The sequence below is a fragment of the Micromonospora cynarisoli genome (assembly GCF_030518815.1).
GTDB lineage: Bacteria > Actinomycetota > Actinomycetes > Mycobacteriales > Micromonosporaceae > Micromonospora > Micromonospora wenchangensis.
Window position 1 is genome coordinate 2,221,544 of record NZ_CP130426.1, and the last position, 12,029, is coordinate 2,233,572.

8 protein-coding genes are annotated in these 12,029 nt (G+C 71.2%); 7 read left to right on the forward strand and 1 reads right to left on the reverse strand.

The window, feature by feature from the left end:
• Positions 1-4 precede the first annotated feature (4 nt).
• The 3 genes from Q2K16_RS09065 to Q2K16_RS09075 are packed head-to-tail and all read left to right on the forward strand — an operon-like array spanning position 5 to position 3,022.
• A complete protein-coding gene (locus tag Q2K16_RS09065) occupies positions 5-1,780 on the forward strand; it encodes an FAD-dependent monooxygenase (RefSeq protein ID WP_302744710.1) in 1,776 nt (591 codons plus the stop codon).
• Complete coding sequence (locus tag Q2K16_RS09070) at positions 1,761-2,531, forward strand: alpha/beta fold hydrolase (protein ID WP_302739605.1); 771 nt, start codon at positions 1,761-1,763, stop codon at positions 2,529-2,531. The genes Q2K16_RS09065 and Q2K16_RS09070 overlap by 20 nt, the downstream gene beginning before the upstream one ends.
• A 2-nt stretch (positions 2,532-2,533) precedes the next feature.
• Positions 2,534-3,022 (forward strand): flavin reductase family protein, encoded by a 489-nt coding sequence (locus Q2K16_RS09075; RefSeq protein WP_302744711.1) that lies wholly within the window; start codon positions 2,534-2,536, stop codon positions 3,020-3,022.
• Positions 3,023-3,439: 417 nt separating this feature from the next.
• Here the strand turns inward: Q2K16_RS09075 and Q2K16_RS09080 are convergent, their stop codons facing one another.
• Positions 3,440-4,879: a 3-dehydroquinate synthase gene (locus Q2K16_RS09080; RefSeq protein WP_302744712.1), complete on the reverse strand. Its 1,440-nt coding sequence runs from the start codon at positions 4,877-4,879 to the stop codon at positions 3,440-3,442.
• Positions 4,880-5,121: 242 nt separating this feature from the next.
• On the opposite strand from Q2K16_RS09080, the gene Q2K16_RS09085 reads away from it, so the two are divergent.
• Genes Q2K16_RS09085 through Q2K16_RS09100 form a run of 4 tightly spaced genes read left to right on the forward strand, consistent with a single transcriptional unit; the run spans position 5,122 to position 12,019 of the window.
• Complete coding sequence (locus Q2K16_RS09085) at positions 5,122-6,159, forward strand: glycosyltransferase family 2 protein (protein ID WP_302744713.1); 1,038 nt, start codon at positions 5,122-5,124, stop codon at positions 6,157-6,159.
• Positions 6,156-8,444 carry a glycosyltransferase family 2 protein gene (locus Q2K16_RS09090; protein WP_302744714.1) on the forward strand — a complete coding sequence of 763 codons (2,289 nt, stop codon included), beginning with the start codon at positions 6,156-6,158 and terminating at the stop codon, positions 8,442-8,444. Before Q2K16_RS09085 ends, Q2K16_RS09090 begins: the two co-directional genes overlap by 4 nt.
• Entirely contained in the window at positions 8,441-9,802 is a 1,362-nt protein-coding gene (locus Q2K16_RS09095; RefSeq protein WP_302744715.1) for a lipopolysaccharide biosynthesis protein, read from the forward strand. Before Q2K16_RS09090 ends, Q2K16_RS09095 begins: the two co-directional genes overlap by 4 nt.
• Before the next feature lie 3 nt (positions 9,803-9,805).
• Entirely contained in the window at positions 9,806-12,019 is a 2,214-nt protein-coding gene (locus Q2K16_RS09100; RefSeq protein ID WP_302744717.1) for a hypothetical protein, read from the forward strand.
• Positions 12,020-12,029: the final 10 nt, after the last annotated feature.

Sequence of the window (12,029 nt, forward strand, 5' to 3'; positions counted from 1 at the left end):
CGGCGTGGCGGCGCCCCGTACAGCGACCAGCGGGGCAGCGACCGGTCCGGAGTCGGCTGGTGCCCGTGACGGGCAGACCGTCCGCTTTCCGCACACCACTCCGCCGGACGAGGTTGCCGTCCTGGTGGTCGGTGCGGGCCCGGTCGGCCTTGCCGCCGCCGTCGAACTGGCCGGCCGGGAGGTCGCGGTCACCGTGGTGGACGCTGCGACGTCGGCGACCCTGGTGCGGGCCGGCGCGATGGGGCACACGCCTCGGACCGTGGAGCACTTCCGCCGCTGGGGGGTGCTGCAACCGATCCGGCAGGCATGGACCTTCCCGCCGGAGTGGAACCGGGGCATCCGGGTGGTGACCTCCCTGGTCGGGCACGAACTGGTGGACCGCCAGCGGCGCGGATTCACCGAGCCGGGAGTGCTCCGGCACTCGCTGGCCGCCCCGATCCGGCGACCACAGACCGTGCTGCAGCAGGTGTTCCTGGACCATCTGGCGGTGCGCGGCGTGCCCGTTGCCGGTGGCTGGCGGGTGACCGAGCTGCGGGAGGTCGACGATGCGGTGCTCACCACAGTCGTCTCCGTCGCCACCGGCGAAACCCGGGTCATCCGATCGGCGTACGTCATCGGTGCGGACGGTGGGAGCAGTACCGTGCGCCGGCTCGCCGGCATTGCCCGGCAGGGCGAGTACGCCGACGAGAAGATGGTGAGGCTCGTGGTGCGTACCGCAGCCGGCTTCGACGCTGCCGGGGCCGCACCCAGCGGCACCAACATCGTGGTCAACCAGCGGGCCTACGGTTTTCTCGCCGCGATCAGCAGCCGGCAGTGGCGGGTCTACGCCGGGCCCTACCCGTTGGACGCCGAGCCACCGGAGGAAGAACTGCTGGCCACGGCGCGGGCCGCGTTCGGGCTCGACCTCGACCTGGAACTCAGCTCGTCGACCACGTTCTATCACGCCACCAGGATCGCCGAGACGTTCCGGCGTGGCCGGGTGCTGCTGGCCGGCGACGCGGCACACGTGCGGACCCCGGGCGGGAACCTGGGCGAAGGCTTCGGGGACGTGGTCAACCTGGGTTGGAAGCTTGCCGCCGTGCTCGCCGGGCACGGCCCGGACGCACTGCTCGACTCGTACGACCAGGAGCGGCGACCGCACAACTGGCGGGTCGCCGACCATGCCCTCGACCGGGCCCGTCGAGGAAAGGAGCGACTCGCCGAGATCCGCCGCATCGGCGTACCTGACGACCTGGACCACAGCCCGGCGGCCCAGGCCCGGCGGGACGAGATCCGAGCGCTGCTCGCCGCGGAGCACGGCGAAGCGCCGGGCGTGCTGTTCGACGAACGCTACGACGCCTCTGGCGTGCTCTGGTACGACCAGAACCAGCTCACCGAGGAGACACCCTGGCACCCCGACCGGTACGAGGACGATCCCCGTCCCGGCCACCGGGCCCCGGACGGCTACGTCGACCCCTGGGGCGACACGCTCTACGACCGGATCGGCAACGCCTTCGGACTGTTGGTGTTCGGCGGTGGCCGGGAGGTGGAGCGGGCGTTCGTGGCGGAGGCCGGCGGCCGAGGACTGCCGTTCACCGTCGTGCACCTGACCGACGAGCCGGCCCGCCGCCTCTACGGCGCCGATCACGTTCTCGTCCGGCCCGACCAGCACGTGGCCTGGCGAGGCGGGCAGCTTCCCCCGGCCGGTGCCGGCGCGGTCCTCGACCGCGTCCTCGGCCACGCCGCACCGACCACTACCGTCGCAACGAAGGGCGTCCCTCATGTCCACGCAGTACGCTGACCATTCCGCCCCGAGTGGGCTACGCACCCGGGGCACGGTTGTCGTGGTACCCGGCCGGGGCGAGGTGCCGGCGAGCTACGGCCGGTTCGGTGCACGACTGGCCGCCGACGCGTACCGGGTACGCGTTCTGCCGCCACCCGAGATCGACCGCGACGACGTGTCAGGCGCCCTCGACCGGCTCGCCGGGTCGTTGACCGAGGCGGTAGCCGGGATCGCGGACATGGTCCGGCCGCTGGTGCTGGTGGGTGCCGACATCGGGGCCGCCGCGCTCGGTGCGCTGGTGGCCCGGCCGGACCCGACGAAGGCCGCCTGGTGGCCACAGGCAGTCGTACTCGCCGCACCACCCGGCTACGAGGCGCGGCAGCTCGGCGGCTGGGACGACGAGTTGGACGCCCGCACCCACTGCCCGGTGCATCGGGGGGTGCTCACCGACGATCCGACGGTCCAGCCCGGCTCGCTGGCCGCGAGCGTGCCCGCCGAACTGCTGGACGCGGCGTACGGCAACACGAGTGACCTGCCGCACCTGCTGTTGGTCGGTGACACTGACCCGCTGGCCGGTCAGGCCGAACTGGCCCGCCTGGCCAAGTCCCTGCCGTCGGCACGGCTGTCGATCGTTCGCGGCGCCCACCACGACGTCCTCAACGACCTCCAGCATCGGGCCGTGGCGGCGGAGATCGTGTCGTTTCTGGAGGCGGTCCGGGGGGCGCCGCCCCTGGTGCCGGTCGTCGCGGTGGAGGCGAGCAGCTGGTGACCATGACCATGCCGTTGAACCCGGAGACCTTCCGTGCCCTGCTCCGCCAGCAGGCCGCCACCGTCGCGGTGGTGACCGCACCCGGCGCGCCTCCGGTCGGGTTCACCGCGACGTCGTTCACGTCGGTGTCGCTGCGGCCGTTACTGGTCTCGTTCTGCCTGAACCGCAGCTCGTCCAGTTGGCCGACCATGGCGCAGGCGGAACACGTCGGGGTGCATCTGCTGGGCGAGGGTCAGCACGAGGCCGCCCGTACCTTCGCCACCAGCGGCATCGACCGGTTCGCGGCGCACGCCGACTGGCGGCCCGGACCGTACGAGGTGCCGCTGCTGAATTCACCGATCGCCTGGCTGGTCGGGCGGGTGGCCGAGCGGATCCCGGCCGGCGACCACGTGATCGTGCTCGTCGAGGCGCTGCGGGGGCAGCACACCGGCGACGGTGCGCCCCTGCTCTACCACAAGGGTCAGTACGCGGCAGTGCACCCGTCGCCATGACCGGGGCACCGCAGCAGCAGCCAGCACCCGGGCCGTCGAAGCGATGACCGTTGACGACATCGCCTCGCTGGTCGCCGAGTTGGGCGACGTCGTCGGAGCCCTCACGAGGCTGAGCCTGCACACAAGCTCGACCTGTACCGGTTCCTCCGGCTCAAGCTGACCTACAACACCCAACACCAACGGTGCGCGCCATGGTAGATCTTGGCGCACACCGTTGGGAATTGGTTCGTGCCCGAGGTCCAACACGAACCAAACTCCCAAATCCGCTCGTGGCTGATGTGAATGTCATGCCGGCGTGGCCACGCGCACGCCGGTCGCCCCGAAAACGCAGGTTGGTGCCCTGCCGGGGCACGTCACCGCGTCGGCCAGCAGTCCGGGGCGGTTCCGGGAGCTGGTCAAAAAGTTACGCCGCGCCCGTCAATCACGTCCGGCCTCCCGATCGCCGCCGGCGACGAATCGGAACGCCTCGCGCGCGACGGCGCGATCGGGCATCGAGGTGAGCCGGACGATGCCAGGGCCGAGGCACAGAACGAACTCGCGGCCCACCGACCCGCCCTTCTTGTCCTGCCCCATCAGCGACCAGATACGCTCGAAGTCGACTGTGGCGGAGAGCCCTGTCGGCAGGCCGACCCGGGCCAGGTAGTGGCGGGTGCGTTCAGGCAGCTCACGCGCGCCATGGACGATGGCGGCCACCGAAGCGGCGAACAGCATGCCAATGCCGACGGCCTCACCGTGGTTGTACTCTCGGTAGCCGGTGGCTGCCTCTACCGCCTGGCCGAGGGTGTGGCCGTAGTTGAGGTGACGGCGCGGGCCGAAGTCATGCTCGTCCTGCTGGACCAACTCCACCTTGACCCGCGCGCTGCGGTCGATCAGCTCACGGAGCAGGTCGTCACCGATGGGACCGCCGGTGGGCATGCTGTCGACGAGATCGAGGATCGCCGGGTCGCCGACGAAGCCGCACTTGATGATCTCGGCCAGGCCGCTGCGGAATTCACGCTCCGGCAGGCTCCCGAGCACGGCGCGATCGGCGATGACACGTTCAGGTTGATAGATGGTTCCGACGAGGTTTTTTCCGTCCGTGAGATTGACGCCGTTCTTGCCGCCAATCGCCGCGTCGACCTGACCGGTCAGCGTCGTCGGGATCAGGACGAGTCGTGCACCGCGCTTCCAGGTCGCCGCCACGAAGCCGGCGAGATCGGTGATGCTGCCGCCACCCATACCGACGATGATGCCGGTACGCGGGAATCGGATGGCCGCCAGGCGTTCGTATACGCTCGTGACGATGTGCAGTGACTTACCTTGCTCGCCGTCCGGCACGATGATGACCGGTGGCCCGCCCAGCGCGTGCCGCACGTGCTGGAAACGGTCGAGCAACGGTTGACTGGTCAGCAGCGCCACCGGTGTTCCTTCCGGACGGATCTCGCTCCAATACTCACTGTTCGGCAGCAGCCCCGAACCGCTGTCGAAATTGCACGCCAAGCCATGCGGGTTGGTGACGGTCGTTACAGCGATACGGCAATAGCTTCCACTAGCCATCCCAGGCCCCCTCCGTGTGTCGATCTGGTTTGTTAGGCCGGTTTCGACGACTTGGGCGCTGCGGCGTAGGAGTTGGCCGACCAGGAAGGCAGACCAGCGTCGACCTGATTGATCCAGATCATTACGTCGAAGCTTGTGGTCATACGCGCATCCTGCCGCCCGGTCCACGGCCGCCACCCGGCCGTGTCGGTTAGCCGACATGGCGACGCCGAACGGGATCAATTCGCGGGCGCTTCGCAAGGAGTGGGGCACGTGATCCATCGGATCGATGCAACCCGGCGTGCGCAGCGATGCGCCCCACCCGGGCTGGGTGGGGCGCATCGCCGTTGACGTTGAGCACCCCGGCGGCTGGCCCACCCTTAGTTCCGGTCTGAGTGAGCGTTTCGCATGTCTGTCAGTCAGGTGTGTTGAGACAGAGCCGTTCGTTTGACAGACCCGTGTCCGGGTTGGGCCCGGCGCGCCGCGGAGCCGGTTCGGCAGCGCCCGTGCCCGGTTCATCCCCGTGTGACCCACACCGATTCGGACAGCGGATCCTATTTTGGGCGCGGCGCGGGGCCGCGCGGGTGCCCGCTCTTTCCTCTGCTAAGTCGGGAAATATCCGGCCCGCCAGGTTGTTGGTATGCGGTGGCGATTCGTACGCCTTCTACGGCGGCGGGACAGCGTTGTGGCGCCTGCCTGAACCCCCCGACAGTGACCTGCCCGAGAAGGGACGACTCCGCATGCCCACCGACATCCTGGCGCGTCCAGCGGACGCCAACCGCGCGCACCGACGCCCCTCGCTCACTGTGGTCATCCCGGCCCGTAACGAGGCCCCCAACCTGCCGTACGTCTTCGCGCGGCTGCCTCGCGACATCGACGAGGTGATCCTGGTCGACGGTGGTTCAGTGGACGGCACCGTCGAGGTCGCCCGCGAACTGTGGCCCACCGTCCGGGTCGTGCAGCAGACCCGTACCGGTAAGGGAAATGCCCTGGCCTGCGGATTCGCGGCCGCCACCGGCGACATCATCGCCATGATCGATGCCGACGGCTCGACCGACCCGGCGGAGATTCCCCGGTTCGTCGAGGCGCTGCTCGACGACGGCGACTTCGCCAAAGGATCGCGGTTCCGCGCGGGCGGCGCCAGCTTCGACATCACCCCACTGCGTCGACTGGGCAACGGAGGCCTCAACGGCATCGTCAACCTGCTCTTCGGTACCCGCTTCACCGACCTCTGCTACGGCTACAACGCCTTCTGGCGCCGACTGTTGCCGGTGCTGGAGCTGCCCGATCCGGCGCTGCCCCGGCCGGCTGACGGTCGCAAGCTCTGGGGCGACGGCTTCGAGATCGAGACTCTGATCAACATTCGGATCGCCGCCGACGACCGCCGGATCAAGGAGGTGCCCAGCACCGAGTACCCCCGCATCCACGGCGAGAGCAACCTCGACGCCGTGCGGGACGGCCTGCGGGTGCTGCGCACCATCGTCAGCGAGTTCGGCCGGCGCCACTTGCGGGCAGGCCGTCGCGCCGGGCCCGTGGTGGTCGTCCCGGTCCTGCCGTTCAGCCAACTGGGCCGGACCCCCATCGGAACCCGCCTCGACGAGCACCGATTGGAGACAGCATGACCACGCCCACGCCGCAGATCAGCGTCGTCATCCCCAGCCATGTCGAGAGTCGCTTCGGATACCTCGTCGAGGCGATCGCCGTACTGCGTGCCCAGTCGCCCGCCCCGGCCGAGATCATCGTCGTGGTGGATCACAACCCGGCCCTGTTCGAGCGGGCCAGCCGGGAGCTGACCGGCGTGACCGTGTTGGAGAACCGCTTTCCGCCCGGAGTCTCCGGCACCCGCAACACCGGTGCCACGCACGCCACCGGTCCACTGCTCGTCTTCCTCGACGACGACGTGCGGCCCGCCCCCGACTGGCTGTCGCGCCTGATCGCGCCCCTCGCCGACCCCACCGTGGTGGGCGCCGGCGCCGGTATCGTCGCCCGCTGGGAGACCCGCCAACCCCGGTGGCTGCCGGACGAGTTCCTCTGGGCGGTCGGTGCCTCCTACCGAGGACTGCCGACCAGCACCGCGCGGGTCCGTAACGTCTGGTCGGGGAGCATGGCCGTCCGGCGGGGTCCGTTCCTGGCCGCCGGTGGCTTCCGCACCGACTTCGGCAAGGTCGGCGACCGTTCCCGGCCCGAGGACACCGAACTGTGCCTGCGGCTGGCCCGGCACAGCGGCGGCCACTGGGTGCACGTCCCGGACGCCGTCATCTCACACCCGGTACAGGCCGACCGGGCCACCTTCCGCTACTTCCTCGTCCGCTGCCTCAACGAGGGACGCGGCAAGATCCTGATGGCCCGGCTGCTGGGCACCGATGGCGCACTCGCCGCCGAGCAACGCTACCTGCGCTCGGTCCTGCCCCGAGCGGTGCTGCGCGGCATCACCGGCCCGCTGCGCGGTGCCGGCCCGCGTCCGGCTCTGCGAGCCGGTGCGGTGCTCGCCGGCCTGCTCGCTGCCGCGCTCGGTGCGATCCTGGAACTACTCAGCCGCCACCCTGCCGATTCGCCGTCCGAGGTTCGTCCCGCCGATCCGGCCGGGATCCGGTCGAACCCGACCCGGCCCCGGTTGCCGGCCCTGGTCCGCGACATCGAGCTCACCGAGCCGCTGCCACACCTCCCGTCCGTCGCCGCCGACGGGCGCCGAATCCAGCGGGCCTGGCTGCTGGTCCGCCTGCACACCGAGCCGATCGGCTCGGTCCTGCTGGACGTGCCCGAAGCCGGACTCGCCCCGGCCGAACTCTCCGCCGCGATCGACACCAACCTCGGTACCGAGCTGCGGCGCCGGCTACCGGCCGGCTGGCCCGTCCCACCACCTGACGACCTGTCGGCCGGACTGCCACCCGCCGGCGGCTCGGCACAGCTACGGCGTCGGGCGGAGGTGCTGCGTGACCCGCCGCCCATCACCGTGGTGGTCTGCACCAGGGAACGCCCCGAGGAGTTGGCCCGGTGCCTGGACAGCCTCCTGGCGCAGCCGTACCCGAACTTCCGAGTCCTGGTCGTGGACAATGCGCCGACCACCGACGCGACCCGGGCGGTGGTCGCCCGGGCAGCGAGCCGTGGCCCGGTGGAACGGATCGTGGAGCCCCGCCCCGGCCTGTCGTTCGCCCGCAACCGGGCCGTGACGGCGGCGCCCGGAGAGATCCTCGCCTGGATCGACGACGACGAGGTGGCCGACCCGCACTGGCTCAGCGAGGTGGCGCGGGCGCTCGCCGACCACCCCGAGGCCGACGTGGTGTCGGGTGTGATCGTGCCGGCCGAACTGGAGACCGACCCGCAGCTGTGGTTCGAGAGCTTCGGCGGGCACAGCAAGGGACGCGGGTACACCCCGGACGTCTTCTCCCCGGCCACGGCCGCACGGCAGAGTCCGCTCTATCCGCTGCCGCCCTTCGGCACCGGCGCGAACATGACCTTCCGGCCCGGCGTGATCGAGCGGATCGGTGGGTTCGACACCGCTCTCGGTGCCGGCACCCCGGCGATGGGTTCGGAGGACACCCTCGCCTTCACACGGGTGCTGCTGACCGGCGGCACGGTGGTGTACCACCCCGCCGCCGTGGTCCGGCACTACCACCGCCGCGATCTGGACGGCCTGCGTAAACAGCTCGTCGGCTACGGCACCGGGCTGACCGCCGCGTACACCGGTCTGGTGCTGACCGATCCGGCGACGCTGCTGCCACTGCTGCGGCTCGCGCCGACCGCGCTGCGCGACCTGCACCGGCCGGAAGGGCCCCGGCTCGCCGGGATCGGCACCGAGTTCCCGCGCGAACTCCTCGCCGCCAACCGGCGCGGCATGCTCCGTGGTCCGGCGGCCTACCTGCGAGGGCGGCGTCGGGCCCGTCGACCGCAGCAGGTGACGGCATGACCGCCGGCCCCGCCGCCGAGTCCAGCACGATGGGCCGGTACGCCCCGACCGCGACCAGCGGGCGGTCCGGTGGTACGGCACAGCCGTCGCTGCTGCTCCGGACCGCGTTCGCGCTGATGTCCTCGACGGTCGCCAGCGCCGCCCTCGGCTTCGTGTTCTGGTTGGTGGCGGCCCGCTGGTTCCCACCGGAGCGGGTCGGTTGGGCATCGGCGGCGATCTCCTCGATGTCGTTGCTGGCCGGCCTGGCCCAGCTCAACCTGACCAGCCTCTTCGCCCGGTTCCTGCCCACCGCCGGAGCCCGGTCCCGACCGCTGATCCTCGCCGGCTACGCAGCGTCGGCCACGATGGCGGTGCTGCTCACCGTCGGTTTCCTCGGCCTTGGGCTGCTCTCCGGGGTGGTCGGGTCGCAGCCGGTCGGCGTGCTGGCGTTCATCGCCGCCGTGGTCGCCTCGTCGATCTTCTTCATCCAGGACGGCGTGCTCGCCGCGCTGCGCCGGCCGGGTCTGGTACCGGTCAAGAACGTGCTCGCCTCCGCCGGGAAGCTGGCGCTGCTGCCGCTGTTGGCCGGTACCGCCGCCGGCTACGGGCTGCTGCTGGCCTGGACGGTGCCGATGCTGGTCACGATGCTGGCCGTGAACTGGTGGATCCTGACCCGGCTGGCGCCCACCCGGCGGCGGACCGCGACGACCGCCCGCCCGGCCCACCGGGAGGTGTTCAGCTTCGCCTCCGCCGAATACGTCAACGGCACCATCAACAACACCCTCGCCTTCCTGCCACCGGTGCTGGTGGTCAGCCTGCTCGGTCCGACGCCGAGCGCCTACTTCCACCTGCCCTGGGTAATCGGCGTCGCCGGTACGACGGTGCTCTGGAACGTGGTCACCTCCTTCGTGGTGCAGGCCAGCAGCGACGACGGGGGGCGGATGCGGACGCACATCGACCGGGCCGTGCTCCTGGTCGCTCTGGTGACCGGCCTGGCGATGCTGACGCTGGTCACCGCGGCCAGGCCGCTGCTCGGGCTGCTCGGACCGGACTACGCCGCCAACGGCGCGGACGCGTTGCGCCTCATCGGCCTGTCGCTGCCGTTCACCGGTGTGGTGCTGCTCTACGCGGCCTTCGCGATGATGGAGAAGCGGATGTGGCGCGTGGTCCTGGTCCAGTCGGCCGGTGCGGTGATCTGCCTCGGCGGTGCCGTGCTCGGGTTGCCCCGCTTCGGCATTGCCGCTCCCGCGCTTGCGCTCCTGGTCGGCCAGGCGGTCACCGCCACGGTGCTCCTGCCCGGCCTGGTCCGGCGCTACCGAGCCACCGCCCTCGGTCCGGTCGCCGGTGCGCAGCGGGAGATCGACTCGAAGGGGAGGTGACCGGTGTCTGATCTCGTCGACCGGTCGTCCGACGACCTCACGCCCCCAGGCACCGCGTCGGTCGATGGAGTCTCGACCGGGGCCGCGACCCAGCGGCTAATGGCCTGGAGCGGGCTCGGCACCGCGCTGGCCACGCTGCTCACCCTGGCCACCGACGGACCGGTGGCCGCCCCGGTCGCGCTCGCCTTCGCCTGTCTCGGCCCCGGCCTGGCGGTGCTGGCGCATCTGCGGGTCCGGCAGCCGGTACTGGGCTGGGCGGCGGCACTGCTGGTCAGCGTCACCGGCTATGCGGCGACCGCGACCGTCCAGGTCTGGCTCGGCTGGTGGCAGCCGCGAGCGGTCGTGCTGACCGTGGCGGTGCTGGTCGCCCTCTCCTGTGGGCTGGCGCTGCGCCGGCTGGGCTGGGGGCCCGCGCCAGCCCGGCCCCGGTTGTCCGGTCGCGGTCGGCTCGTCGGTCATGCGGTGGTCCTGGTCGCGGCGACCCTGCTCTGGCTGATCGCGGTGGCCCGCTCCGATCTCGGCGGGTTGACCGGGTACGGGCTGCTGGCCAGCGTCCATCCCACCTTCTTCGCCGCGGTGGCCCTGTGCACGGGTGGCTTCGTCCTCGGTCTCACCCGGGCCGGCCGGACCTCCGGTGTGCAGCCGCTGTACCTGGTGCTGCTCGTGCTGATCGTGCACGGCACGGTGCCGCTCCTGCTGGATGAGCCGCAGTACGCCTGGACCTACAAGCACCTCGGGGTCGTCGAGCTGATCCAGTCCACCGGCTCGGTCGGCGATCCGACCGACATCTACCAGCAGTGGCCCACCCTCTTCGCCAGCGCCGCGCAGCTCGCCGACCTCTCCGGCCAGCCGGCCGCCGTACTGGCCGACTGGTCGGCGGTCTTCTTCAACCTGGCCGGTGCGCTGCTGCTCGCCGCCGTCGTCCGGACCCTCTCACCGGACCGGCGGGTCGCCGAGCTGACCGTCTTCGGCTTCGTCGCCGTCAACTGGGTGGAGGAGGACTACCTGGCACCCCAGGCGCTGGCCTTCCTGCTCAGTCTCGGTGTCCTCCTGGTGCTGCTGCACCGGCTGCGTCGACCCGATGCCGCCGAGGGCGCCGACCGGAGCACCCGCCGGGGGCGGGCGCTGGCCGTCGCCGCCCTGCTGGTGGTCTTCGCGGTGCTCACCGCGACCCACCAGCTCTCGCCGTATCTCGTCCTGGCCCAGGTCGGGGCCCTTACGCTGCTGCGCCAGATCCGGCCCTGGTGGACCGTCGTGGCGATGGGCGCCATTCTGGTGGCCTACCTGCTGCCCCGCTACGACCTCGTCGCCGGCTCGTTCGGCGTCTTCGAGGGGATCAACATCTTCGCCAACGCGTCCGGTAACGCCGACGGCTGGGGATCGACCGGGCAGGCCGTCTCCGCCATCGTGGTCCGGTGCCTCGCGCTGAGCGTCTGGGGGCTGGCCGCCCTGGCGGTGCTACGGTCCCGGCGCCGGCTGTCGACGGTCCTCGTGCCGATGGTCCTGGCCGGTACCCCGTTCCTGCTCCTGGTCGGGCAGAGCTACGGCGGTGAGGCGATCTACCGGGTCTTCCTCTTCTCCGCTCCCTGGTGCGTCCTGCTGATCGCGATCGCCGTCTTCGCTCCACGTCCGGCCGGTGAGGTCGACACCGCATCCGACACCCTCGACGGTGACCCGTCCTCAGCCGGCCGCAGCACCGGCACCACCGGCCGACGGTCCCGGGTTCGGCCGGTGCTGCTCGGGCTGGCGCTCACCGTGGCGGTGCTCGGCACGGTGCAGGGCCGGCACGGCCAACTCGTGGTGGATCGGCAGGACTCCGCCGAGGTCGCTGCGGCACGGCAGCTGTATGCCGAGGCGGCGCCCGGGTCGACCATCGCGCTCGCCACTGCGAACTTCCCCAGCCGGCTGACCGCCGCCTATCCCGACTTCAACCGGAGCGTCCCCGTCGGCGAACCGGACCTGGTCGAGGGGGCGGGGTTGCGTGGCGTCGCGCTCGGTCCCGAGCACCTACCGGCGATCGAGAGCTATCTGCGCAGCTTCGGGGGGACAGCGACCTATCTGGTGATCGGCGACGGAATGCGTCGGCAGGCGGCCTACTTCGGCCACCTGCCCGACGGGGCACTCGACCGACTGGAGGCGGCGCTGCGGGCCAGTAGCCGATGGGTGGTGCTGTTCCAGGGCGGGGACGGGGTGAGCGTCTACCAGCTCACCGGATGAGCACGGCCCG

What these genes read in the sequence shown, in the direction of transcription:
- Q2K16_RS09070 (WP_302739605.1), top strand. Translation starts at nt 1,761, where the DNA reads ATGTCCACGCAGTACGCTGACCATTCCGCCCCGAGTGGGCTACGCACC.
- Q2K16_RS09075 (WP_302744711.1), top strand. Translation starts at nt 2,534, where the DNA reads ATGACCATGCCGTTGAACCCGGAGACCTTCCGTGCCCTGCTCCGCCAG.
- Q2K16_RS09080 (WP_302744712.1), bottom strand. Translation starts at nt 4,879, where the DNA reads ATGCGCCCCACCCAGCCCGGGTGGGGCGCATCGCTGCGCACGCCGGGT.
- Q2K16_RS09090 (WP_302744714.1), top strand. Translation starts at nt 6,156, where the DNA reads ATGACCACGCCCACGCCGCAGATCAGCGTCGTCATCCCCAGCCATGTC.
- Q2K16_RS09095 (WP_302744715.1), top strand. Translation starts at nt 8,441, where the DNA reads ATGACCGCCGGCCCCGCCGCCGAGTCCAGCACGATGGGCCGGTACGCC.